The sequence below is a fragment of the Sphingomonas sp. genome (assembly GCF_019746015.1).
Lineage (GTDB): Bacteria > Pseudomonadota > Alphaproteobacteria > Sphingomonadales > Sphingomonadaceae > Sphingomonas.
Window position 1 is genome coordinate 1 of sequence record NZ_JAIESM010000059.1, and the last position, 25,341, is coordinate 25,341.

A 25,341-nucleotide genomic window follows, 5' to 3' on the forward strand; every position below is an offset into this window, starting at 1 on the left:
CGGTCAGCCGGCGGGCATGGCTGGCCTGGATCAGAACCGCGCGAAAATCGGTCTGCGGCACCAGACGCAACAGCGCGGCTGCGTCGGCCGGATTGGCCGGGGTGACCCGCGATCCGGCAAGCCCCTGCGTCAGCGTCAACGACAGCGCGGTGACCTGGGAAATGCCACGTTCGACCCAATCCGCGACCAGCCGCAGCGCCGTATAGTGCGAGCGGCCGTTCACGGCACCGGGCGAAAAGGAAAATGGCTGGCCGAGCAGGAAGGTCTGCGTCTCACGATGGGCAATCCGCCAACCCACCGAAATGCTGCGCGCCGCGCGCCACCCCCCTTCGGGCCTCGGGGTCAAGGGTTCGGTTACCAGAAGGCGGTTGAGCCCGGCGTCGACATTCCAGTCGCGCGCGCTGATGTCGAGCGGCACCAGCGGACGATCGACCACCGATGCCAGATTATAGCCGCCGCGCAGGATCAGCGTCGTGCGCGTGTCCAGAACCGGCATCTGATAGCTTGCCGAAACATCGGGCTGACCGGCGGTGATCCCCGCTTCCGCGCTCACGATATCCCCGGCCTTGATCAAGTTGCGGAACGACCCGCCAATCGCGCCGCGCTCGCCCCCGACAGCGGGAGAGCGGCTGTTGGCGACATTGAGGTAGAGATCGGTGCGCGCGGCCGGATCGACCGTGAGCGCGAGCGTCGCTTCGCCAGGACGCACGCCGGGCCGCAGATCGGCCCGCACCGTTGCGATCGCCGGATTTTCCGACAGCAGGCGAAAGGCGCGTTCAACCGCAAAGGCATTGAGCGGCACGTCGCGGGCCGGTCGCATCCGATCGGTCACATAGTCCGGCGTCAGCCCGCGCGCGCCGCCCGCCGCCCAGCCGACGCTGACCGACGCGCCATTTGCGGCGCCGGTCAAGCGGCCGAGGATCAGTTCCAGCTGCAGCGTGCCGCCATCGACCAACTCGCCGCCGGTAACCCGCACGCCCGAATTGATATAGCCGTTGCGGACCAGCGCGATGTTGATGATCTGGATCAACGCAGTCACCCGGTCGAGCGGCACGCGCGCGCCGACCAAGCCGTTGCGCACGAACTGACGCTTGATCCAGGCCGCATCGAACCCGGTCGCACCGGGGTGATCGAGTGCCAGCCCGGTGACCGGGTCGCTCGCGGGCGTCCAGCCGGGCTGCGCCGGCGCAAAGCCCGGCCCGCCGGCCACGGCGACATCGGCAATCATCACATCGGCGTCGCTCTGGGGGGCGGCGCTGATGGGCGGCGGCTCTGCCGCAGGGGCGAGCGGCGTCTGCGGGATTGAATAAGGGGGCAAGGTCGGCGCGGCGGCGCCAGGGCCGGTGCGGCCTTGCAGCGGTTCGGGCTGAGTCTGGGCATGGCCGCTGGTGCTGCAGAACAGCATCGACGCGATCAGAATCCGCAATGGCTGCGCGCCGGTCACTGCCCGCAGAGCTTCCAGCTGGCGGGGGCAAGCGCGAGCGCCTTGCCGCGGGGGTCGGGCGCGACGATGCCGGCATAGGGGCCGGTTGCGCGCAGATTGAGCTGGTTGGTGCCGCCGCGCCGCGTTGACGCGCACTGGCCGCGCAACACCGACGACGCATCTAGAAACGACAGGTCGGCCACCTCGGCCCCGGTGGACAGGTCGCCCACCTGGCTGTCGACCAGCAAAGAGCCATTGACCGACAGCCGATTGAGCCGGTCCGACGAACGGATGTAGAAATCGGACTGGAGCAGCACATCGGCGCCAAAGGCGTCGCCAAGCGCCAGGATCTGCCCCCCGTCCGATAGGATGAGATAGGGATTGGAAATGGTGATCAGGCCGCCGGTGCCGGGGCCGGACGAGGTCGTGATCACGCCCGAATCCACCGCACCGCGCAGCAGCAGCGTTCCCGTGCGCGGCAGCAGCAGCGTGATGTTGCCCGCCGGGCCGCTGAACGAATCGGTCGAGATATTGCCGCCATTGAGCAGCTCGATCCGCTGTGCCTCGATGAGAATGTCGCCCGCGCTGCCGACGAAGCTCGTGCCGTTTTCGCTTCGGATCGTGCCGCGGTCGAGCGTCAGGGTGCCCACCCGCACCTGGATGAAGCCGGCCGGATTGCGATTGTCCGAATTGGTTTCGATCCGCGATCCGTTTACCCGCAGCGTGTCGGCGGTGATGCTGATCGCGCCGGAACGACCATCGACCGGCTCGCTGCTCGACGTGATGGCACTGGCGCCACTGAGCGTCATCGCCCGCGCGGTGATGGTGATCGTGCCGGTGTCCCCCGTCGCGTCGCCGCTCGCCTGCGACGACGAAATTCTGGCCTCCCCCGTCAGCGAAATGTCCGGCGCCACGCCATCGCGTGGCTGGATGACGATGTCGCCCGCGCGCCCGGTCGCAAAAGTCTCCGACGTGATCCGCGCGTTGCTCGCCATCGTGATCGCGCGGGTGCTGATCTGAATCAGCCCGGCCGCGCCGGTGCCCAGCGTCGATGTCGTTATTTCGCCGGCATTGCGCAGGTCGAGCGCGTTGGCGGAGACCAAAATGGTGCCGGCAGCCCCGGTGCCGCCCTGTGCGGCGCTGGCCAGCCGGCCATTGTCCAGCACCAGCATATCGCTGGTGATCGAGACGGTGCCGGCATCGCCCGATCCGTCGGTAACCGACGAAATCTCGCTGCCTGATTCGATGCGGATCACACGCCCGGCAACGATGACGTCCCCCGCCCCGCCGCTGGCGGGGCCGATGGCGTCGGCCTCGATCCGCGATCCGTTGCGCAGCGTAATTGTATCGGCGGTGATATCGACCAGCCCGCCAATGCCTGCCCCCAAATTGGACGACGAGATGCGCGCGCCATTGGTCAGCGACACGGTCGATGCGGCGAGCGTGATCGTGCCGGCATCGCCGGTCGCGCCTTGTTCTGCTTCGGCGGCGATGACACCATTGTCCATCGTCAGCGACCCGGTGTTGATCACCAGATCGCCGCCATTGCCGCTGCCGAAGGTGGTCGATTCGATCAACCCGCCCGATGCGATGGCGATGCTGTCAGCCGTGATGGCGATGTTGCCCGACCGGGAATCGCCATAGGCCGATGAAATGATCGACGCGGCCGTATCGACCACCAGGGATCCCGTGCGAAGCCGAATGTCGCCGGCATTGCCGCGCGCGCCCTGCAGCGCCTGCGAGCTGATCTGGCTGGCATTCGACAGAGTGATGCGCAGCGCATCGATATCGACCGTGCCCGCATTGCCGATGCCGGGCGCAAAGCTGCCGAGATAGGTTTGATACGCGCCGCCAGCGGTTGCGCGCAGGGTTAGATCGCCGGTGAGCACGCGCAGGCCCGTTGCCGCCCGGCTGTTCGAATCGGATGCCAGGATCGAACTGGCCAGCGTGATCCGCCCGGCATTGGCGCGCAGCAGCCCGGCCTGGCGCGCGCTGGGCTCGACGGTGATCGAGCTGTTGGTCAGCGATATCGACCCGCTGGCAAACCGCCCCGCAAGCGGCTGAGCCAGCCCAACGTCGATATTGGTGCTGCCGACCGCCAGCAGATCGAGCGCGCCGGGCGTGAAGATCGATCGATCGATCGTGACATTTGCTGCACTCAGCGAGAGGCTGGTATTGGGGCCGGCAAAGCCCGCCCCGGCGCTGCGCACCGTGATGTCGCCGCGCGCGCCGACAAAGCCAAAGGCGCTGGGCGCCGCCATCGAAAAGGTCGAGCCGCCGGGTGTCGTCACGCCGAACACGCCGCCATCGGCAAAGCGCAGCGTGTTCGCGGTCGAGAAATAGGCAGCGTTGGGCACCGCGACCGAGGCATTGGCACCGAAGATGATGCCGGCGGGGTTGATGAAGAAGAAATTGGCGCGGTCCAGCCCCTGGGTCGTGATCCTTCCGTCGATCGTCGAGATCGTGCCGCCGGTCACACGGTTGATGATATTGGCGACGCTGCCGCCGTCGCCGGCCGAGCGCACCCAAACCGCACTGTCGCCGCTGCCCAGCGAAAAGCCGGTGAAGCTGTGAAACAGGTTGTCGCCAACGCGGCGCCCGCCGTCGATGAGGGTGGTGGTGCCGGTGGTGGTCGCGGTCGTGCCGGTGCTGACGCCGGGCTGGCCGTCGGGGGTGATCGCGGTCTGTGCCGTAGCGGGCTGCGCGGTCAGCATCGCCAATGCCGATGCCCCGGCCATGATTGCGCGCCGTCTCATCGCCAGCCCCCCAACAAGGTGAATGCCGCCCAGATCGACGGGTGCGATAGATCGCCCCCACCACCGATCAACGCCAGTTGCGCCTGCCGTAGCGCCGCCGCTTTGCCGTTGCCCGAGCGGTACCGGTCGTAAAAGCCCTTCATCAGCGCAACCGTGCCGGTATCGTTGACCGGCCAGAGCGAGGCAATCGCGCTGTCCGCGCCCGATTGGACGGCCGCGCCGGCCAGCCCCATGCTTGCCTGATCATCGCCAACGGCCGTCTCGCACGCGCTCAGCACCAGCAGGTCCAGATCGTCACCCCGGGCGCGCCCTTCGCCGATCAGGCCGCGCAGATTGGCCAGCGGGATCGCCTCGCCATTGGCGACAATGAAGCTCCGGTCAGACCGGCCATTGAACGCAGCATGCGTCGCCAGATGCAGTATGTCGACATCGCCACGGGCGAGCGCGCGGCGCAGATCCACTTCGCGGAAATCGTCGATCACGGTCCCGCGCGGGCCGGCGGCGGCCAGCGCCTCGTCGCGCGTACCTTCAAGCTTGGCGAAGCGCCCGGCTGGCAGCTCGACATCGCGCTGGAGCGCCACCGCGACAACCTTCAGCGCGCGGCTGCGGCGGTCCCGCCCCGGCTGCGAATAGGCAAGCGCCGGCGCCAGGGCGAGCTGGGTCCGCTCGATCAGATATTTGTCATTGCCATCGATCAGCGCCGCAAAGGGCAGCGCGCGCAGCGGGCCATCGGGCACGATCACCAGCGTGCCCGATGGCCGCAGCCACTGTTCGACCGGCTTGATGAGCAGGTCGTAGAGCGTGTGCGCTGCCTCCTTCCAGCGCTCGTCACCGCCGACAATGAGCGAGCTCTTCATCTCGTCGACAAGTTGAGCGACGGCGCGTCGAGTGATCGGCGCGCCCGCAGCCAGTCGACTGAAGCGCGCCGCACCGTCGCGCCCGCCGGCGACGAACAGCAGCTCGACGCGATCATCGAGAAGGATGGGATAGAGCAGAACTTCGCCGCTGCGCAGCGTGGCGGGATCGACGGGGTCGCGCGCGGGCACGCAATTGGCGCCGAACGCAGATTGCAGTTCGGCCTCGCGATAGGTTTCGACAATCCGTTGGACGCTGGTGATGCGGGCCTGATCGGAACCGGCCTCGGCCAGTTGCACGGCGACCGCCGCTTCGAACACCGGCCGCATCTGCAGGGCGAAATTCGATTCTTCCGTCAGCGCATCGTTGAGCGGCAAGATGGGCCGGATCGCTTCCAGCGCGCGATAGGCCTGTTGCACCAATGCCGCCCGGCGGTCAGGCCGCGCTTCGGCCAGCAGCAACAACCAGCCGGGCAATCGCAACGGCTGGCTGCGTTGCCCTTCCAGAAACACGGCCCGTTCAAGCGCGGCAGCGGCGGCCTGCCGGTCGCCCCTGGCAAGCGCGATCCGGCCTTCGAGCGCGGCGGCGAATGCCAATGTGGCGACGTCGCCTGCCGCATCCGCGCGCATCGACGCGATCGCCTGAACGATCTCGCCATTTGCGGGATTGGCCGCCACCAGTGCCTCGGCAAGGCGCCCGGTCAGCACGGCGCGTCGTGCCGGCACCGCGATCCGCTGCGCCGCCCGGAGCCCTTGCCTGGCCGCGATTTCGGCCGCGTCGCGCAGCGCTGCCGCCCGGAACGGGGTGGTGGTGATGTCCGCGAGCAACAACCGCGCCAACCGAAGCCGGGCAAGCGCCGCCCGGTCACCGTCGCCCGCCTCGAGCGCGCGAACAGCGGCACAGCCCAGCGCCGCACGGGCCAAAATCGCGGCGGCACCGCGTAAAATCGGCGCCTCAATGGCCTGGCAAGGATCGTCCGGGCTGGGCGTCGCGCCACCGCCAGGCGCCGACACCGCGGCGCTGCGGGTGTTGACGGCGACAACAGTCTCGCCACCCAGCAGCGTCAATCCCAATCGATAGGCCGCCCGGGCCTCCACATCGGCATCGCCCGCCTGTCGCGCCAGATTCACGGCAGCGATCAAATACTGCATGGCTTCCAATTGGTTGCCGCCTGGGTCAACCCGCATCAGCTCGCCCGCCGCCGCGCAATAGCGCGCGCGGACTGACGGCTGAATCGGTGTGGCTGGGCCGTCCGGAACAGCTAGACTCGCGATTTCGCTGGGACCACGACCACCGGCAAGCCGCCGCGCAACGGCATCCTCGGCGGCGACAATGGCCTGATCAAGCAGAGGGGCCGACCCGACGGCAACCTCCACGGACCCCAGCTGGCAAATCGATTTGGGTGTCGCCGCCACCGCTGGTGACGCCATGACGATTCCAGAGATCGCTACATAAAGCCACGACGTCCGCCGAGAGACGAGAAAATGCCGGGCCCCCATGGCGAACCGCTACCACGGAATTTGAGGAATCGTAAAGCGGCGAACCCATGGCGGGTTTGCATTCCAGAGGTGCGGGCATCCGATCGTCGGGATTTGAAGACGGTTTTTCTATTGAAGCACTTCAATAAGTTGATCATTCCATGTTGAATAAAAAGATTTGGCGCCGTCAGACCAAAAAATGGCAGGGCAGAGGATGTGGGGCCGGGGGAGGGCGATACCCCGCTGCTCTCGAGCAAAGCCGCCTAGTCCGTACCGCTAGTTTTCACCCGTCGCCCGAGGTGATCGGCCTGATGGTGATGATGTACGTACGGTTGCTGCTGTCGTTGCGGAACGTCGAAGACCTGTCGGCTGAGCGTGGGGTCGACATGTGTCGCAGGACCGTGCGGATGTGGTGGAACCGGTTCGGGCCGATATTTGCAGAGGAACTGAAGCGGTGGCGTGTGTCTGGCATGCGCATGCGGTGCGCCTACCGGAATGGCGTGCCTGCCGGGTGACTGCGGTTTACGCAGCGCTGCACGAAATCGGCGAACAGGCGCGCCCGCGCCGGGGGTTGCCGGCCGGCGGGATAGACCGCCCACAGGTCCACCGAGGGCAGGCTGTAGTCGGGCAGCAGCGCCCGGGCGGTGCCGGCCGCAATCGCGTCGTCCGCCGCCCATTGCGACATGATCGCAAAGCCCAGCCCGGCAAACACCGCCTCGCGCACGCCCTCCAGCGCACTCATCCGCAGGCGGCTGGTCATGCGCACATGCCGGGTCGCGCCGCCCTGTGAGAAAATCCAGTCCAGGCCGCCCGGCCCCGGGCCATAGGCAATGAAGTCCAGCGCGGCCAGATCGGCCGGGTCTTCCACCGGCGCGCGCGCATGCCAATAGGCAGGCGCTGCCACCACGCGCCGCACTCCCTCGGCCAGGCGGGTGGCCACCATGCTGCTGTCGGGCATGTCGCCGGCACGGATGGCGACATCGATCCCCTCCTGCACCAGGTCGATGCGGCGGTCATCGAGCACCAGATCGACGTCGAGCGCCGGATGCGCTGCGCGAAAACCGGCCAGCGCCGGCACGATGTGGAGCCGGGCGAAGGTGACCGGCGCACAGACGCGCAACCGCCCGGTCAGCGCGGCCGCGGCACCGCGCGCGGCAGCCTCTGCCTCCTCGGCAGCGTCGAGCGCGAGCCGTGCCCGGTCATAATAGGCGCGGCCTGCATCGGTCAGCGTCAGCGCCCGCGTGGTGCGTGTGAGCAGCCGGAGGCCAAGCCGCGCTTCGAGCTGGGCCACCGCTTTTGAAACGGCGGGCTGGCCCTGCCCCAGCACGCGCGCGGCGGCGGAGAACGACCCTGCCTCCACCACGCGCACAAACTGCGCCATCGCCCCCAATCGGTCCATCATTCATTCCTTCAGGTAATGAATATTATCGCCAAGGCCGCTCTTCCGCAACCATGGGCAATGGATCATCTGGGCAGCACCGGCCCGGTTGGGGGCCGTGATCGACAGGAGGATATCATGGCTCAGTTTACCATTCACGATGAACAGACGGCTCCCGAAGGTTCCAAGGCGCTGATCGCTGCCCAGCGTAAGGCGTGGGGCTTCCTGCCCAAGCTGCAGGCAACGCTCGCCGAAAGCCCGGTGGCGCTGGAGGCCTATGGCACGCTGTTCAACCTTGTCGGCCAGTCCACCCTGACGCCGGTCGAGCAGCAGGTGGCCTATCAGGCAATCAACGTGTTCCATGAATGCGAATATTGCACCGCCGGGCACACCTATCTCTCGCGCAATGCCGGCGTTCCCGAAGACGCGATCCAGGCGATCCGCAGCGGGGCGCCGATTGCCGATGCCCGGCTGCAGGCGCTGCGCGTGTTTGCCGAAACCGTGGCGCGCGAACGCGGCTTTGCCGGGGATGCGGCGGTCGATGCGTTCATCGCCGCCGGCTTTACCCGCGCCAATGTGCTGGAAGTGGTGACGGTGATCGCGACCAAAACGATCAGCAACTACACCAACCACCTGACGCACACGCCGCTGGAGGATTTCATGGGCGACCCGGCGCTGCGCTGGGTGGCACCGCGCAATCGCGCCCGCGCTGCCTGATACCGCTGGCCGGGCCGCCCGCTGGTGCGCGGCCCGGCCGGTCATTTTGTCCGACAAGGAGGGCAAGGCCATGAACGTGACCATATTGGGCCAGGGCGCGATGGGCGCGCGGATGGCAGATCGTCTGGAAGATGCCGGGTTCGCGGTGGTCCGCTGGAACCGGACGGGCGCGGTGCAGACCCCGGCCGCCGCCGTGCGCGACGCCGATGTGGTGATGGCGATGGTGCGCGATGATGCCGCCTCGCGCGCGGTGTGGGCCGAGGGCGAGGGGGCGGCACTTGCGGCGATGAAGCCGGGCGCGATCGCCATCGAAAGCTCCACGGTCACGCCGGGCTGGGCGCGGACGCTGGCGGGCATGGCACAGGCACGGGGAACCGCGTTCCTCGACGCGCCCGTCCTCGGCTCGCGGCCGCAGGCGGAGGCGGGCCAGCTGATCCATCTGATCGGCGGCGAGGCAGATGTCATCGCGCGGGTCGCACCGGTGCTGGCGGCGGTCGGCAGCGCCCGGCTGCATGCTGGCGCGGCGGGCGCGGGGGCCGCGCTGAAGCTCGTTGCCAATGCCCTGCTCGCCATCCAGGTGGCGGCAGTTGCCGAACTGATCGGCCGGATGCCGGGACTGGGGCTTTGCGCGGAGACGGCCATTGACCTGCTCGGCCAGACCCCGGTGGCGAGCGCTGCTGCACGCGGCGCGGCCGGACTGATGCTGTCGGGCCGGGATGCGCCACTGTTCCCGGTCGAGCTGGTCGCAAAGGATCTGGGCTATGCAGTGGGCGATGCGTCGTCGGCGATGCCGATCACCGAAGCGGCGATCCGCGTCTTTGCGCGGGCGAAGGCCGCCGGCCTGGCCGACGCCAACCTGACCGCTGTGTCGCAGCTTTATGCCAAGGCCGGCGCGCCAGAGCCGATGAAGGCCTAGCCGCGGGAGACGCGGTAGAGTGCGATGGCGGCTTCCAGCCGTTCCTGCCGGCTGATCAGTTCGGCGTCCTGCGCGTTGATCAGCAGATCCTGCGCGTCGAGCAGATGGCGCAGATCGGCGTCGCCTTCCAAATACTGCACGCGTGCCAGCGCGGCGGTGTGGCGCGCCTCTGCGGTCACGTCGGCCAGGATCAGCGCCCGGTTGCGGGCATATCGCGCGGCGGCCAGGCCGTTTTCGACATCGGCCAGCGCGCCGAGCAACACTTCGCGGTAATTCTGAACCGACTCGCGCTGTTGAGCGGCGGCAAGCTCAAGATTGCCCTTCAGCCGGTTGCGGTTGAAGATCGGCGCGATCAGCTCTGCACCCAGGCTGACGCCTGACAGGATGCCGCTGCCGAGCACGGACTGGGCGTTGCGGCCCAGCGACAGGTCGAGGCGCGGGAAGAAGGCCGCCCGTGCCTGGCGCACATCACCACCGGCGGCAGCGATGCGGGCTTCGGCCGCCAGCACGTCGGGCCGCGTGGCGACCAGCCTGGATGGCGGCGGCGGGGCGATATCGGGCACGGCAAAGCGCTCCACGCTTTCCGGCACCGCCCGAAAGGCCGGCGGCTCCTCCCCCACCAGCAGGGCGATCGCGACGCGGGTCTCGTCATGTGCCTGGCGCAACCGCTCGCGCTCGGCACGCAGCTGGTCGACGCGGATCTTCTGCAGGCCGACATCGACGCGCGTCGCCACACCCTCGCGCCGGCGCATCTCGATAATGTTCTGCAGCTGGGTTGCCTGTTCGATGCTGCGGTCGATCAGCCCCAGCCGCGCCTGCAACACCGCGCGGGTTACATAGGTGCGGGCAAGCTCGGCCGTCAGGCGGACGGCCAGCGAGTCCCGGTCCAGCCGGGCGGCCAGCACGCGCTGGCCCGCGCTGCGCCGGCCAGCGCGGAAGCCACCGGCAAAGTCGATCGACAAGGCGGCGTCGATGGTCGCAAAATTGCTGGCGAATTCGAACGGCCCGCCCCCGGCCGGGCTATTGGCGGAGGCATTGGTGCCGATCGAAAGCGAGGGCAAAGCTGCCCCCCGGGCAAGTTTCAGCAGCGCGCGGGCCTGGTCGATGCGCGTTTCGGCACGCAGCAGCGCCGGACTGGTGCGCTGTGCTCGCGCGATCAGGTCAGCAAGCGTGGGCGAGCCCAGCAGCAGCGCGAGATCGGCATCGGCCGCTGGCACGGTGCCGTCGCCGGGTGCGCTCCAGCCGGTCGCCGTCAGCGGCGGTGGCGTGTCGAGCCGTGGCCGACCGGCGCAGCCGCTCAGCGCAAGCAGGCTGCCCGCCAGCATGATGGTGGCTGTGGAGCGCGGAGACATTCCCCGTTCCATAGCGCGCGCGCGTTAAGAAACGTTGATCGCAGCTGGGCCGGCGCGGCGCGTCGGGCACGGTTTACGCCGCCTTTACCGCACCCGCGCTAACAACCCCGATCGGGCAAGGGGCGGGGCCAGGTGGCGGATACGCTGTTTCGCAAGGAAGTGATCGAGGCACGTCGGCACCGGCTGGCGGGCACGGTGATCGCTGCCGTGCCGCCGTCGTCGCAGGTCTATACCGGGATTGCGGCCTGCGTGGCGGCGGTGATCGTCGCGATGCTGGTGCTGGGTAGCTACGCGACCACGGCAAGCGTGCGCGGCGTGGTTGCCTATGATGCGAACCTGGCCCGTGTGGCGAGTGCTGCGGCGGGTGATGTGCGCGCCATCGCGGCGCAGCCCGGCCAGATGGTGGAGGCCGGCACGCCGCTGGTCACGCTTTCGACCGCCCAGGGGCCGAAGGGGCTTTCGGCCCAGCTGGCCGAAGTCGACAACCAGATCGCACAGATCGACCGCCAGCTGGCCATCGCCACACAGGCAACCGACGTCGAAGCGCAGGCGCTCAAACAGCAGCGCGCCGGACTGGTCGAAACGGTGAAATCGCTGGAGCGCCAGCGCGCGATCAGCGACAGCCAGATCCGGCTAGACGAGCAGGGGCTGGCCCGGTTCGTCCGGCTGGCAAAGCAGGGCGCGGGCAGCCAGCGCCAGGTCGACCAGGCGCGCGCCGAGCTGCTTACCCGCCGCGCCGAGAACGAAGCGCTGGTCGAGCGGCTGGTCGATGCGCGGTCGCGGATCGGGGCGCTGTCGATCCAGCTCGATCAGCGCGCGCTGGACGGTGACAAGGCGCGGTCGGTGCTGCTTACCCAGCGCGCGGCGCTGCTCAGCCAGCGCGAGGATATCCGCCGGGCCGACCATGTCGTGCTTGCTGCCCCCGTCGCCGGGATGGTGAGCGACGTATCGACCGAGATCGGTCAGCATATCGGCCCTGAAAAATCGCTGGTCACCATCGTGCCGCGCGGCAGCAGCATCGAAACCTGGCTCTATGCCCCGTCCAATGCGATCGGTTTCGTCCGTCCGGGCCAGCAGGTGCGGCTGCGCTTCGATGCTTATCCCTATCAGAAATATGGCTGGGGCCGGGGCACTGTGCTGGCAGTGTCGCGCGCGGCAATCGACCCGGCCAATGTCGACGCGGCCATCCGCCCCGCCGAACCGGCCTTCAAGATCCGCGTCCGGATCGATTCGATGGGCTTGATCCGCGTCCGCAAGGAAGACCTGCGACCCGGCATGACGCTGGCCGCCGATGTCGCACTGAAGCGCCGCCCGCTCTGGGCGTTGCTGTTCGGCCCGGTGGTGGGGGCGATCGGGACATGAGCCTGCCCTGGCTGCAACGACCCGGCCCCAAGGTGGTGCTGCAGACCGAGGCTGCCGAGTGCGGCCTGGCCGCGCTGACGATGGTCGCCGCTCATCATGGCCACCGCGTCAACCTGAGCGGGCTGCGCCAGCGTTATCCGACGTCGATGAAGGGCGCGACGCTTGCGCAGCTGATGGTGATTGCCGCCGATCTGGGGCTGGCGCCGCGCGCGGTGCGGCTGGAGCTGGATGAACTGGCCCAGTTGAAGCTGCCTGCCATCCTGCATTGGGACCTTAATCATTTTGTCGTGCTCGAAGCGGTGGCCGACGGCAAGGAGGTGACGATCCTCGATCCGGCGGTCGGCCGTCGCACCATGCCGATGGCAAAGGCCAGCCGGCATTTCACCGGCATCGCGCTTGAGCTTACCCCGACCGCGTCGTTCGCGCCGATCGACGCGCGCGCCCGCACCCGCCTGTCCGACCTGTGGAGCCGGATGGCGAATTTTCGCCGGGCATTTGCCCAGGTGCTCCTGCTGTCGCTGGTGCTGCAATTCACTGCGCTGTTGATGCCCTTCTACATCCAGGTGGTGATCGACGATGCGATCGCCCAGGGCGATGGCAACCTGCTGGTGCTGCTGCTGATCGGTTTTGGCGTGGTCTATGCCCTGAACAGCGTGACCAAGGCGTTGCGCGAATGGGTGATCCTGACGCTCGGCCAGTCGCTGTCGCTGGACCTGGGCGGCAATGTCGTGCGCCACCTGATCCGCTTGCCGCTGGCCTATTTCGAGCGGCGCCATGTCGGCGATCTCATGTCGCGCGTCGGATCGATCCAGCCGATCCAGGCGCTGCTGGCGCACGGGCTGGTCAATGTGCTGATCGACGCGGTGCTGTTCCTCACCACGCTGGTGGTGATGGCGGTGATCAGCCCGATGCTGGCGGGCATCGTCGTGGCCAGCACGCTGGCCTATCTGGCCTATAGCCAGATGCTCTATCCGGCGATGCGGCTGCGTTCCGAAGAGGAAATCATCGCGCGCGCCAGCGAAGAGACCTATCTGATGGAAACCATCCGCGCGGTGCGGGCGGTGAAGATCTTCGGGCACGAGGCGCAGCGCGAGAGCGGCTGGCGCAACCAATATGCCGATGTGCTGTCAGCCTCCTATCGGGCAAGGCTGCTCGACATCCGGGCCGACCTTGCCGAAAATCTGCTGTTCAGCGCGGCGTTTCTGATCTGTGTCTATGTCGGCGCGATGCGCGTGATCGACAATGCGATGACGATCGGCACGTTGCTGGCGTTCCTGTCCTATCGCAGCAGCTTTGCGGCCAGCGCGGCAGCATTGGTCGATCAGGTGCAGCGCTGGCGATTGCTGGGCGTGCATCTGGAGCGGCTGTCCGACATCGTCACCGAGCGCAGGGAGGAGTTTGCGCCGCAGATCCACCGTGCCCCGCTGGCGGCGCCGGCAATCGCGCTCGATCACCTGACCTTTGCCTATGACGAGGGCGAGGCGCCGGTCATCGACCGGGTGACCCTGAACATTCCCGGCGGATCGCTGGTTGCCGTGGTGGGGCCAAGCGGCGCGGGCAAGACAACGCTGTTCCGCCTGATGCTCGGCCTGCTGCCGCCCCAGATGGGCCGGATCCTGATCGACGGCGTGCCGCTGGGTCCGGCGACCATGGCGGCGTGGCGGGGCCGGATTGCCGCGGTGCTGCAGGATGACTGGCTGCTCACCGGCACGATTGCCGACAACATCGCCTTCTTCAATGCCGCTGCCGATCGCGCCGAAATCGTCCAGGCCGCGAGGATGGCCGAGATCCACGACGACATCGCGCGCATGCCGATGGGGTATGACAGCCTGATCGGCGACATGGGGGCCGCGCTCTCCGCCGGCCAGCGCCAGCGGATCATGCTGGCGCGCGCGCTGTTCCGCGATCCCGACGTGCTGTTCCTCGACGAAGGCACAGCCAATCTCGACCCCGAGACCGAAACGCGCGTTGCCGACATGCTGGCCGCACTGCCCAATACCCGAATCGTGATTGCCCACCGCCCGGCGCTGGTGGAGCGCGCCGACATGGTGCTGCGCCTGGACAAGGGGCGCCTGACGATCGAGCGCGGCGCTGGCGCCGATATCGTGCGTCCGGCAATACAGCCGCGCATCGCCGGCTAAATCACTGAAAAAACGTGCAACCAATCTGCAACAAATTAACCATTAATATTTACTTATGCTTATCAATATTGGTAAAAGAACCGCAATGATACACCCAAAAATAGCCAGTTTACTTGCATTTTGATGCGCGTAATCTTGCATTGTCGGTGCCGATATTAATTAACAAGCGCCGGTCATGTGATTGAAAGGGTTAATCATGCGCGATCTCACCAGCATCGAACTCGGTCATGTTTACGGCGCCGGCGGCAAGGGCTGCTCGCCCTGTGCGCCCTCGAAGAGCAAGTGCGGCACCAAGGGCAAGAGCCGCAGCAAGGGCAAGGGCCGCTCGAAGGGCAAGGGCCGTTCGAAGCACAAGGGCGCCTCGAAGGGCAAGTACTGCCGCTGATCGGGCGCAGCCCGGTTTCTGGCTTTGGCCAGCACGGCGAGGGCGGGATGCAGATCCCGCCCTTTTTCGTGCGCGCCGCCGGTTGCGCTTTCAACGCAAATTTCAGCATTTGATGTGCATGATCCCGGCTTTCCGATGACGCGTCGATCAGGAGGTCGCGTTGACCATTCATGCCCGACAGGCCGACTTCGTTCCGGCCGACCAGGCGGCTTCGCTCCTCTGGCTGCTCGGCCAGCCCCAGCTTGAGGACTATCTGTCGTTCGTCGCGACCAAGGTGGTGGGCGGCGACGCGATCGATTGCTTTGCGCTGGCCGAGGAATGGCGCGCCGCCAACGATCATTATCATGCGCTGGAACAGGCGGAGGAGAACGACGCCGACCGGATCAGGACCAGGCCACTGCCGGCAGCGCTTGCCCGCCGCGCGCAGGCACTGCGCGACGATCACCAGTTCAGGGCGACCTATGACGTGGTCCACACCGATATCGAGATGGTCGAGCTTGACCGGTTGATCGTGTGGCAGTTGCAGATCGACGATCGCTATGCCCTGTCACGCGCGGCGCATCTGGGGCGAACGCCGGGGCCGGCGGCGCTGTTTGACTTCTGCCTGCAGCCGCGAGACGCGGGTCCGCCCTTCACGGTGCGGCGGCTGGCGGCCGATCATTATCAGTTCGTGTCCGACGCGACCGATTTCGACGCGCGCGATCCGCGCCTGCTGCCGCCCGACATGCTGGCGACGCTTGCCGGCCATGCGCCGCTGTCGGCCGCGCTTGCGGTGCCGATCGGCGCCGGGGCCAACTTCCTGAGCGCGATCCGCAGCGACAATCGGCTGCTGCTGCACAATGGCTATCACCGCGCCTATGCCCTGCGCGCGCTGGGCATCAAATATGCCCCGTGCATCGTGCAGACCGTCACCCGGCGTGATGAGTTGCGATATCTGGCCGATCCGCGCGTGGCGGAGGACCCCGGTTTCTATTACCGCGCGGGGCGGCCGCCGATGCTGCGCGACTATTTCGACCCCAGGTTCGCCAAGCGGTTGTGCGTCTACCCCATTCAGGCGGTGGTCGATGTCCGCGTCACGGTCTCCACCACCCTGTCCACGCTGTTGCCAGCGGGAGGACAGGCGTGATCGAGCTGCGCCTCAACCCCGATATTGCGGTCGAGGCACTCGCGCGCACCTTCCGCGAGCGTCGCCGGGTGCGGATCGCCGATTTTCTGTAGCGTGCCGGCGCCCAGGCGCTGCACGATTATCTGGAAAGCCAGGACGATTGGTGGCGGCTGATCAACATGCCCGACGGCATTCTGGAATATGATACTCGCGGATGGCGCCGGCTGGGCGTGCGCCGCCGCCGCGCGCTGGAAGAGCGCATCTTTGCCCAGGCGCGCGACGGTTTTCAGTATCGCTATGAAGGGCTGCGCGTGCCGGAGGCCGACGACCTGGATGATGATGCCGATCCGCTGGCCTGCTTTGCCCGGCTGATGGACAGCGAGCCGATGCTCGACATGCTGCGCCGGATAACGGGTGCGCCCGATATCGGCTTTTCAGACGGGCACGCGACTGCCTATTCGCCCGGCGACTTCCTGACCGAGCATGACGACGACGTACCCGGCAAGGGTCGGGTGGCGGCCTATGTGTTCGGCCTCACCCGCGTGTGGCGCCCTGAATGGGGCGGCATCCTGATGTTCCATGAAGGCGATGGCAGCACAGTGACCGGCCATGTGCCACGGTTCAACACGCTGGATCTGTTCGCCGTGCCCCAGCAGCACAGCGTTTCGCTCGTCACCCCCTCGGCCCCGGTGCGCCGTTATGCGGTAACCGGCTGGCTGCGGCGCGAGGAAAGCGCCTGACTGCCATGCCCCTTGCCCGTACCGGGCCGAGGCTGGCGCCGCTTATACTCTTCCCATCCGCGTGAAGAACAGGCGGCGCTCGTGGCGCAACTCGTCGGGGCTGCGGGCGCCCAGCGCGTCGAGTTCCGCGCGCAGCGCCAGCGACAGGCGCTTCACTGTCTCGCCATGGTCGCGGTGCGCCCCGCCCGGCGGCTCATAGACGATGCGGTGGATCACCCCCAGCCGCAACAGGTCGCCGGCGGTGATCTTCATCGCTTCCGCCGCGTCGGCCGCGCGTTCGGCGCCGCGCCACAGGATGGAGGCGCAACCCTCGGGCGAAATCACTGAATAGATGGCATGTTCCAGCATCAGCACGCGGTTGGCGGCGGCAAGCGCGACCGCGCCGCCCGATCCGCCCTCGCCCACGATCACCGCGACCATCGGCACGCCGAGCGCCAGGCAGCGTTCGGTGCAGCGAGCGATGGCTTCTGCCTGGCCGCGCGCCTCCGCCTCCATGCCGGGAAAGGCGCCGGGCGTATCGACCAGCGTGACGACGGGCAGGCCGAAGCGGTCGGCCAGGTCGAGCAGCCGCACAGCCTTGCGATACCCCTCGGGCTTGGCCATGCCGAAGTTGCGCGCCAGGCGCGAGGCGGTGTCTTCCCCCTTGGCATGGCCGATCACCACCACTGCGCGCCTGCCCAGCCGGGCCAGCCCGCCCTGGATGGCGGGATCGTCGGCAAAGGCGCGGTCGCCGGCCAGTGGCACGAAATCGGTGAACAGCCCGGCGGCCAGGTGGCTGAAATGCGGCCGGTCCGGGTGGCGCGCCACCAGCGTGCGTTCCCAGGGCGACAGGCGGGCATAGAGATCGGCGAGCAGCCGCGCGGCCCGCTCGTCGAGCAGCGCCGCTTCCGCCGCTTGTGTGCCGCCCGCGCGCAGCGCCGCCGCCCGCGCGGCGAGCGCCTCGACCGGCTTTTCGAACGGCAGATAGCGCGTCACACCGTCATCGCCATGCCGCGATAGATGCGTGCGCGATAGCGCGAATCCTCCGCATCGGGCAGTGGCGCGCCCAGCAGCAGCACGGCGCGCGCAAAGCGCTTCACTTCCTCCAGATGCTCGTCCAGGTCGCGCGGCTCTTCGGAGCGGACACGGCGGGTGAGGTTGATCTGGTTGACCGGCACGTCGTGCACCAGCCGCTCATTCTCCACCGCCAGCGTGGCCGTGAAGGCGTGGAGCGTGGTCTTGATGAAATTGGCCAGCGCAAAGGCCGGGCTGCGGTCACCCATCGGTACGTCGGGGGACACCAGCACCAGCTGGCAATCATCATAGAGCGAGGCCTTGCGCGACACGCGGAAATGGTTGGTCAGATTGTCTGCCACCACCGTGCGGAATGCGTCGGGCGAGAGCGGCGCATCCGCTTCGAACAGCCGGGTCGGCAGCGCCTCCAGCGGCGTGGAAACGATCGTCGTCGGCCGCCCCCAGCGTTCGAGCGCGGCGTCCATTGCCGCTTCCACGCCCGCATCGAGCAGGATCGATTCGAGCGGCGCCTCCGGCAGGTCGGCCAGCTGTTCGCGCAGCGCGGCAAAGCCCGCCTCGGTCCTGGTCAGCAGCACCACCCGCGCGACATGGCAATCGGTGATGAATTGCCGCGCCGCCTCCGCCAGATAATCGGTCAGATGCTCGCCGATGATCCACACCGTGCGGCCGCGCATCTGGTCGAGCCGTTCCTGCTTCGGGCTGCCGAACAGCTCGCGCTCTGTGGTCGACCGTTCGACGCTGAGGCCGCCTGACGGCATGAACGTCTCGCCGCTCACCGCGCGGTCGGCCAGGAAGAACACGGTTGCCTGCGCCACATCGGTTTCGGTCGGCATCTTGCCCAGGAACAGCTGCGACAGCACGCCGGTGCCCACCTTCTTGGCTTCGGTGGCGATCCGCTCGGCGGGCAGGAAGGGGGCGTCGGCGGGCGGCGTCTTCAGCAGCCAGTTGCTGTTCGCCTCCTCGGTGTCGGGGCGGTCGGCCCAGCCCGGCGCGTCGAGGAAATAGCCGCCCTGGCGCAGCCGCGACACCAGCCGGCCGGCAATATCGGGCGTCATCAGATAGCGGTCCCAGCTGCACACCCCGTCACCCTCGCGCGCGCAGGCGAGCGCCAGGTCGCGCAGTTCGCGCGGGTTGTTGGGATCGTGCGACATGCGCACCGTGTCGTTGCGCGCCAGCCGGGTGAGCAAAGCCTCCACCCGCACGCCGCGGCGCAGCGCCTTCACGCTTGCCGCATGGATGGCGTTCAGCCGCTTGTTGGCCAGGATCAGCTTGCCGCGCCGTTCGAACAGGCCGGGCTTGCCGCCGGTGCCGGCCAGCCGGTCGCCATCCACCGGGCCGGGGGCAATCGCGTTGAACTGAACCTCCGGCCCCAGATAGCGCGCCATCGCTTCCACCATCGCGCGCTGGCCCGCCTTCGACACGGCATAGTCGGCGCGGTTGGGATAGGCGACCGCCAGATATTTCTCGCCCCCGAAATAGGACGAGACGTTGAGCACATAGCCCGACCCTTGCGCCTTCATCAGCGGCACGACGTGGTGCATCAGCACATAATTGGAGATGAGATTGGCATCGAGCGTGCGGTTCCACGCGTCGACGCTCATGTCGACCACCATGTCCTCCGCCCCCGCGACACCGGCATTGTTGATCAGATAGTCGATCCGGCCGAACGCCTTCAGCGTCGCATCCACTGCGGTTTGCAGCGAGGCAAGGTCGCTCACGTCCATGCCGGCCAGCGTCTGCACGCGCCGCTCGACCCCGGCAAAGCCGATATCCTCCAGCTCGCTGACGATGCGCGCGCGGGCGACCGCCAGCTCGCTTTCGCGCCGGGCGACCATCATCACCTTGCCGCCCGCCAGCGCCAGCAGCCGCGCGACCTGCCCGCCGATCCCGGCCGACCCGCCGGTGATCAGCGCCACCTTGCCCAGATGCAGCCCGGTGATGTTCTCGCTGAAGCCCGGCATCGCCTTGCGCGCGCCGGTCGCCTCGCCAATGCTTTTGGGGACGTAGAGCGTCACCTCGGCGATCTTGCTTTCCTTGATCATCACCCGTGCGGCATGGCCCGCGGCGAAGCGGGTATTTTCGGCCTCGACATTGGTGAAGCGGACGATCTGGTTGCCCCATTCGGCCTGGCGGCGGCGGCCATGCGCCACGTCGATCTCCGACTCGTCGCGCCAGATGCGCACCAGCTGCTCGATCGCGGCGCGCAGCACCTGGGCATAGACATCCCCCTGTCCGTCGCTGGCGTTCGACAGGAACAGGAAGCGCGGCGGCTGCAGCAGCGTGTCGTGCCGCTTCCAGTATCGGCTCATGGTGCGCGCCAGCGCCATCGCGCCGGCCAGCTCCACATCCATGAACGCCGCGACATCCTCGTCGCTTGCCTCCACCAGCCGCCCGGTCAGCTCGCCCGGCGCATGCACGGGCAGGAAGATCGCGCCGGTGATCGCCATCGTGGCCTCGGTATAGTCGTTGAGCGCGGCCTCCATCGCGCCGGGATCGCGGCGGTTGAAGCGGGTGATGGTCAGCGCATCGCCGATCGCCTCCGCCCTGGCCCGGGCCAGGGCAATGGCGACATCGGCCTGGCGCGGCAGGCCCAGCAATACGCTCGCGCCGCACGCAATCTGGATGCGGGCAATCTCCAGCGCTTCTTCCCAATTGTCGCCGGCGGCGATCAGCACGGCAAGCCCGGCGCCGTCGATGGAGCGCATGGTGGGGCGCGACAGATAGGTGGACCGCGCTTCCTTGCGCACGGTCATGCCGTGCGTCACTTCGAAATCATGGCCGTTATAGGCCGCCGATTCATCGCTGCCCAGAAACACGCAGGTGGTGGCGATGTCGTCTGGCAGGGGGAAGGTCTTCGCGCGCGCCGCCCCGCCGGTGCTGCGTTCCAGCGACATCATGTCGAAAAACTGGCTGGCGGTGGTGCCGGCCTCGTCGCCGCGCAGCGTGTCCATCGTGGCGAACACGCTGCGGATGCGCTCGCTCTCGATCGGGCCGGGAAACACCAGATTGACGCGAATGCCGCGCGGACCAAGTTCCAGCGACAGCTCGCGCGACCAGGCGTTCATCGCCGCCTTGGGCACCACATAGGCGGCGCGCGCATAATAAGGCGTGCGCGAAAAGATGGTGGAGACGTTGATGATCGATCCACCCTCGCCCATCGCCGGCGCCACCGTGCGCGCAAGGTTCCAAGCCACGCCCAGGATGTTGCGCATCGCATCGTCGACGGTTTCGTGGTCGGTGCTGCCGCTTTTCTGCAGCGCGGCAAGTTCCTCGGCATTGAGCGGCAGCTGCTCGATTGGCTGCTTGGGGCCGGCCGAGCCCGCATTGTTGACCAGAATGTCGACGCGGCCGAACCGCTGCACGATCTCCGCCACACCCGCGCGCACCGATGCGGCATCGGCCCCGTCCAGCACCACGGTTGCCAGCCGCGCCGGATCGGCGCCGGTATCGGCCAGCACCGCTTCGGCTGCGGCGGCAAGGCGCGGCAGCGTGCGCCCGGTCATCACCACGGTTGCGCCCTCGCGCAGATAATGGCGCACGATATGCCCGCCCAGATTGCCGGCGGCGCCGGTCACCACCGCGATCTTGCCGGCCAGCCGCCCGGCCGGTGCGGTGACGGCGGATGTCGTGTCTGTCTTTGCCTTCGCCATCACATCTTCCTTCTCATTGGCCGGCTTGCGCGGCCCAGGCTTCGAGCAGCGCGTCGCGGCTGCGCAGCCCGAGCGCGGGCAGGGCGTGGTTGACGACATAGGTCGCGCCCGAATGGCGGTTTTCCCACATCGCCTGATGCGCCTCTTGCAGGGCGGTCCACGGCACCACCAGCGGCTCGGTCACGTCGAGCAGCCCGGCGGCGATCATGTCGTTCATCCGCGCCACTTCAAACGCGTTGCACAGATGCGTGCCCAGAATGCTGGCGGTGGGCATCAGGATGCGGCGCTGGCGCGTCCACACCTGCGGCGCGTAGAAGGTGAAGCGCTGGCCGGCCAGATCCTCGGCAAACACCACCCGGCCGGTGAACGGCTTCACCAGTGAGGTGGAAATGCCCAGCGTATCCTGCCCGGCGCGTTCGAACACCAGATCGGGCGCGCCGCGCGGATTGTCGGCCGAGCGCAGGATGCGCCCCACCGCCGATCCGAACGGCTTGATCACCCGGTCCTGATAGTCGCGCACCGCGGCCTTGAACGCGTCGATATCGGCCTTGGCGTCGGGCAGGCGCGGCATCGTGTCGGGCCAGTCGAAATTGCCGCCCTCGCGCCGGCGGATGCTCTCCAGGCTGACAATGCCGTCGATCGCATCCTCCAGCCCCAGCGATTGCAGGAAGTCGCGCTGGCCATCGGTGGTGGTGGCGACCACGGTGCGCGCGTTGAAGCGGCGGGCAGCTTCGATGATTTCCAGCCCCGCTGCATCGAGCAGCTCGGCCGAGCGCGGGCCGTAATAGAGCAGCACCGCCTCGCCGCCGCTGAGCGCCGCCTTGCGCAGCATCGCCTCGGCAGCGGCCGCGCCGGACTTGCCCATGAAGCTGAAATGATAGCCCGACGATGCGCCGTAAAAGGCCAGCGTGCCGCCATCCGCCAGCAGCTGGAAACTGCGCGGAAAGGCGGTTTCGCCGGCATGACTGACGACATAGTCGGCGCGGCGGCCACCGTTCAGCGCCTCATACGCTGCGACCAGCGGGGCGCCGGCGGCTTCCCACGCGCGCGCTTCCGCCGGGTCTTCGGGAACGGTGGTGAACAGCGCGGCAAAGCGGGGGTCCTTGCGGTCGAGCGCGCCCACCGCGCCCTGTTCCGCGATGAAGGCGGCGCGCGCCGGGCTAGAGACCAGCCCCGTCACCTGAAGCCCGGTGCGCACCGCGCTGCGCAGCGCATCGAGCCCGGTGCCGGTCGCCGCCCCTTCCACGAACAGCGTGCGGCCCGGCGCGATCCTGAGCGTGGTGAACAGGCAGCGCGAAACGGTGCCCAGGTTCAGGATATAGCTGCCCGCCTGTTCCAGCGTCAGATCGGGGGGCAGGCTGTGCATCTGCGGCGCCTGCACGGTCAGGAACTGGGCATGGCTGCCGGTTTCGGTTTCATAGCCCTGAATGGCAAAGCCCGCATACATCGGGTCATTGCCCACCTGCGGCGAGAGCAGGTCGTTGGTGCCGGAATAGACCGCGACCAGATCGCCCACCTTCACCCGCCCCTGTGCCTTCGCTTCGCTGCCCAGCGCCGCGACCAGCCCGATGCCGCCCGAGCCGGTGATCTGCACATCTTCCTCATGCGCGTCGAACGGGGAGACGGGAATGCCGGTCAACGCCCAGATGTCGTTGAAGTTCACCTCGCTGGTCAGCATGTAGAGCAGCGCGTCGTTGGGTGCGGGCTCGGGCACTTTCACAATCAGCTCGCGTTCGTGGGTCGCGGGCGGGCCGAAGCGGGGCGCGCCGGTGTCCGGGTCGCGGGCAATGCCGAACGCGTATTGATAGGGCGGGATCGCGGTGACGCCGGGGTAGAAGGGCGCGCCGACGGGGAGGAGGTCGCCGCTGGCTTCCAGCGCGCGGCTGCGGGGTTCATGTTCGCCGTCGATCCACACGCCGTCGCGCCGCACCGGCAGCGGCGGGCTCTGCTTGTCCATGAACTGGCGGATGCCGGTCTTGCCGCCCTCGGGATCGACAATCGCCTCCGCAAACAACGTCGCCTCACGCGCGAGGCCCGCCGCCATGCCCTGTTCAAGGCCGGTACGCACTGCATCGAGCGCCCGTGCGCCCGCCTTGCCGCGCCCGGCCCAGTCCAGCTGGCGCAGGATCCGCTGCAGGAAATCGTCGGCCAGCACCGCGTCCAGATCAACGGGTGCCGGGGCTTCCCAGCGCGCGGTCATCGCCTCGCGCGCGGCAAAGGCGGCGCCCAGCATGCTCGCCGCGCCATCGCGCACGTAATCGCGCACCGCCGCATGGGCGAGGCTCAGCGCATCATCGCCGCCCTCGACCAGCGCATCGACCAGGCCGATGCCGCGCGCCGCCGCGCCATCGATGCTGCGCCCGCCCAGGATCAGGTCCAGCGCGTCGCGCACGCCGTCTGCGCCGTGCCGCTCGGCGAGCAGGCGGGGCAGCCGCTGGGTGCCGCCATAGCCGGGCAGCAGCCGCAGCCTTATCTCGGGCTGGCCGAACCGGGCATAGGGCTCGGCAATGCGGTAATGGCAGGCGAGCGCAAACTCCATGCCGCCGCCCAGCGCCACGCCCTGCACCGCCGCGATGCACGGCTTGCCCATCGTCTCGATCTTGCGGAAGGCCAGCTGCGCATTGCCGGGCAGCACCATCGCCTCGTCCAGCGTGTGGATTTCCTCCAGCATCTGGCGAATGTCGGCGCCCGCCACGAACGAGGCGGTGCCCTCGCCGGTGAACACCACCGCGACGACATCGTCCTTGCGCGCCAGATGGTCGACCACGATCACCAGCTCGTCGATCGCGCGTTCGTTGAGCGCGTTGACCGGCGGATTGGTGACGGTGACGGTCGCCACCCGCTTGCCCGGCGCCACGACATTGTACTGGATCAGGAAATAACGATAGCGCTCGAACAGCGACTGTTCCTCCGACAGCCGCTGCCGGCGCTGCCAGTCGTCGATCGCCGCCTTCAGCTCGGCCAGGCTGTCGGGATTGCGCAGCGTCGTCACGTCGCCCACATCGCCGCCTTCAACCAGCGCGCGGACCATGCGGCGCATATATTTGCCCGATCGCGTTTCGGGAAACTGGCTCACCTCGATGAAATCGGCCGGCACCGCGACCGCGCCCTTTTCGGTGCGCACCAGATCGAACAGCCGGCGCCGGTCGTCCTGCGTCAGCCGGCGCCCGGCCACCGGCACGACAAAGGCCAGCGGCGTCAGCCCCTTTTCGCGGTGCGGCGCGCCCACCACCAGCACATTGCCCACGGGTGAATCCGCATTCAGCGTCTTGTCGCGCAGCACCGCGCCCTCAATCTCCTCGGTGCCCATGCGGTGGCCGGAGACGTTGATGACATCGTCGCTGCGGCCATGGAGCGAGAAGGAGCCATCCTCGTGCTGGATGGCGAAATCGCCCTGGGTATAGGCCCAGGCGCCGCGCCACCGCGCCCAATATCCATTTTCCCACCGGGCGGCATCGCCGCGCCAGCCGCCGACGACGCTGCCATTCTCGACCTGGAAATTCTCGACATCGCCCCAGATGGTGCGCGCCAGATAGGGATAGGGCGCGGCGATGACGATTTCGCCCTTTTCGCCCGGTTCGGCGCGGCGCCATGCCACGCCGCTGCCGCCTGTTCGTGCGAACGGCACATCACCGCGCGATGCATCGCCGTCCTCCACCCACACATCACCGACGATCCATGGCAACGGATAGGCATGGGCATCGGGCTTTAGCGGGAAATCCCGGCTGCCATAGAAATGCGTCCAGGCGATCCCGCCATGTTCGGTCGCCCAATAGCTGTTGATATAGTGCGGCGTGACATGTTCCATGCCGAAGGCCTGCACCGAGGGCGAGGTCGGCTCGGCACAGAAGGTCGCAACCCGCAGCGACGACATGTCGTAGCGCTGAAGGTCGGCAAGGTTCGACGGGTCGCTCATCACCGACTTAAGGAAGGTGACGCCGGCCTTGAAGATGGTGACGCGGTGCCGCTCGATCATCGCGGCAAAGCGGCCGGCATGCGGGAAGACCGGCGACCCTTCCGAAATGACCGAGGTGACGCGGGTGGTGAGCGCGGCCGAGATCAGATAGCT

At 67.8% G+C, this 25,341-nt stretch carries 15 protein-coding genes; 7 read left to right on the top strand and 8 right to left on the bottom strand.

The window, feature by feature from the left end; all coding sequences use genetic code 11:
* The 4 genes from K2Y03_RS08755 to K2Y03_RS08770 all read right to left on the bottom strand — a co-directional run.
* Positions 1 to 1,426, bottom strand: a 1,426-nt coding sequence (locus K2Y03_RS08755) for a hypothetical protein (protein WP_294090084.1), incomplete at its 3' end; no start/stop codon positions are given.
* Positions 1,427 to 1,440: 14 nt separating this feature from the next.
* Positions 1,441 to 4,179 carry a filamentous hemagglutinin N-terminal domain-containing protein gene (locus K2Y03_RS08760; protein WP_294090085.1) on the bottom strand — a complete coding sequence of 913 codons (2,739 nt, stop codon included), beginning with the start codon at positions 4,177 to 4,179 and terminating at the stop codon, positions 1,441 to 1,443.
* A complete protein-coding gene (locus K2Y03_RS08765) occupies positions 4,176 to 6,176 on the bottom strand; it encodes a CHAT domain-containing protein (protein ID WP_294090086.1) in 2,001 nt (666 codons plus the stop codon). Before K2Y03_RS08765 ends, K2Y03_RS08760 begins: the two co-directional genes overlap by 4 nt.
* Before the next feature lie 823 nt (positions 6,177 to 6,999).
* The gene (locus K2Y03_RS08770) at positions 7,000 to 7,911 is read right to left on the bottom strand and encodes a LysR family transcriptional regulator (RefSeq protein ID WP_294090087.1); all 912 of its coding nucleotides are present in this window, start codon (positions 7,909 to 7,911) and stop codon (positions 7,000 to 7,002) included.
* Positions 7,912 to 8,028: 117 nt separating this feature from the next.
* On the opposite strand from K2Y03_RS08770, the gene K2Y03_RS08775 reads away from it, so the two are divergent.
* Complete coding sequence (locus K2Y03_RS08775) at positions 8,029 to 8,607, top strand: carboxymuconolactone decarboxylase family protein (RefSeq protein WP_294090089.1); 579 nt, start codon at positions 8,029 to 8,031, stop codon at positions 8,605 to 8,607.
* Positions 8,608 to 8,677: 70 nt separating this feature from the next.
* Entirely contained in the window at positions 8,678 to 9,523 is an 846-nt protein-coding gene (locus tag K2Y03_RS08780) for an NAD(P)-dependent oxidoreductase (RefSeq protein WP_294090090.1), read from the top strand.
* Here the strand turns inward: K2Y03_RS08780 and K2Y03_RS08785 are convergent.
* Entirely contained in the window at positions 9,520 to 10,875 is a 1,356-nt protein-coding gene (locus K2Y03_RS08785) for a TolC family protein (RefSeq protein ID WP_294090092.1), read from the bottom strand. The two genes, K2Y03_RS08780 and K2Y03_RS08785, sit on opposite strands and share 4 nt — an antisense overlap.
* A gap of 132 nt (positions 10,876 to 11,007) precedes the next feature.
* On the opposite strand from K2Y03_RS08785, the gene K2Y03_RS08790 reads away from it, so the two are divergent.
* The 5 genes from K2Y03_RS08790 to K2Y03_RS08810 all read left to right on the top strand — a co-directional run bounded on the left by K2Y03_RS08790 (position 11,008) and on the right by K2Y03_RS08810 (position 16,608).
* Positions 11,008 to 12,237 carry an HlyD family efflux transporter periplasmic adaptor subunit gene (locus K2Y03_RS08790; RefSeq protein WP_294090093.1) on the top strand — a complete coding sequence of 410 codons (1,230 nt, stop codon included), beginning with the start codon at positions 11,008 to 11,010 and terminating at the stop codon, positions 12,235 to 12,237.
* Positions 12,234 to 14,378, top strand: a complete 2,145-nt coding sequence (locus K2Y03_RS08795; RefSeq protein WP_294090094.1) for a peptidase domain-containing ABC transporter — start codon at positions 12,234 to 12,236, stop codon at positions 14,376 to 14,378. Before K2Y03_RS08790 ends, K2Y03_RS08795 begins: the two co-directional genes overlap by 4 nt.
* 196 nt (positions 14,379 to 14,574) lie before the next feature.
* On the top strand, positions 14,575 to 14,763 hold the full coding sequence (locus K2Y03_RS08800) for a hypothetical protein (RefSeq protein WP_294090095.1): 189 nt from the start codon (positions 14,575 to 14,577) through the stop codon (positions 14,761 to 14,763).
* 160 nt (positions 14,764 to 14,923) lie between these two features.
* Positions 14,924 to 15,889 (top strand): hypothetical protein, encoded by a 966-nt coding sequence (locus K2Y03_RS08805; protein ID WP_294090098.1) that lies wholly within the window; start codon positions 14,924 to 14,926, stop codon positions 15,887 to 15,889.
* A gap of 158 nt (positions 15,890 to 16,047) precedes the next feature.
* Entirely contained in the window at positions 16,048 to 16,608 is a 561-nt protein-coding gene (locus K2Y03_RS08810) for a 2OG-Fe(II) oxygenase family protein (RefSeq protein ID WP_294090101.1), read from the top strand.
* Positions 16,609 to 16,650: 42 nt separating this feature from the next.
* On the opposite strand, the gene K2Y03_RS08815 is transcribed toward K2Y03_RS08810, so the two are convergent.
* From K2Y03_RS08815 to K2Y03_RS08825, 3 genes are all read right to left on the bottom strand, one after another.
* Positions 16,651 to 17,583 (bottom strand): acetyl-CoA carboxylase carboxyltransferase subunit alpha, encoded by a 933-nt coding sequence (locus K2Y03_RS08815; protein WP_294090104.1) that lies wholly within the window; start codon positions 17,581 to 17,583, stop codon positions 16,651 to 16,653.
* On the bottom strand, positions 17,580 to 21,272 hold the full coding sequence (locus K2Y03_RS08820; protein WP_294090105.1) for an SDR family oxidoreductase: 3,693 nt from the start codon (positions 21,270 to 21,272) through the stop codon (positions 17,580 to 17,582). Before K2Y03_RS08820 ends, K2Y03_RS08815 begins: the two co-directional genes overlap by 4 nt.
* 13 nt (positions 21,273 to 21,285) lie before the next feature.
* On the bottom strand, positions 21,286 to 25,341 hold a 4,056-nt coding region (locus K2Y03_RS08825), incomplete at its 5' end, for an enoyl-CoA hydratase-related protein (RefSeq protein WP_294090107.1).

Bases quoted from the DNA above. Each gene is read 5' to 3' on its own strand.
- K2Y03_RS08780 (WP_294090090.1), top strand. From the start codon at position 8,678: ATGAACGTGACCATATTGGGCCAGGGCGCGATGGGCGCGCGGATGGCA.
- K2Y03_RS08785 (WP_294090092.1), bottom strand. From the start codon at position 10,875: ATGTCTCCGCGCTCCACAGCCACCATCATGCTGGCGGGCAGCCTGCTT.
- K2Y03_RS08770 (WP_294090087.1), bottom strand. From the start codon at position 7,911: ATGGACCGATTGGGGGCGATGGCGCAGTTTGTGCGCGTGGTGGAGGCA.
- K2Y03_RS08800 (WP_294090095.1), top strand. From the start codon at position 14,575: ATGCGCGATCTCACCAGCATCGAACTCGGTCATGTTTACGGCGCCGGC.
- K2Y03_RS08775 (WP_294090089.1), top strand. From the start codon at position 8,029: ATGGCTCAGTTTACCATTCACGATGAACAGACGGCTCCCGAAGGTTCC.
- K2Y03_RS08820 (WP_294090105.1), bottom strand. From the start codon at position 21,272: ATGGCGAAGGCAAAGACAGACACGACATCCGCCGTCACCGCACCGGCC.
- K2Y03_RS08810 (WP_294090101.1), top strand. From the start codon at position 16,048: ATGCCCGACGGCATTCTGGAATATGATACTCGCGGATGGCGCCGGCTG.
- K2Y03_RS08760 (WP_294090085.1), bottom strand. From the start codon at position 4,179: ATGAGACGGCGCGCAATCATGGCCGGGGCATCGGCATTGGCGATGCTG.
- K2Y03_RS08795 (WP_294090094.1), top strand. From the start codon at position 12,234: ATGAGCCTGCCCTGGCTGCAACGACCCGGCCCCAAGGTGGTGCTGCAG.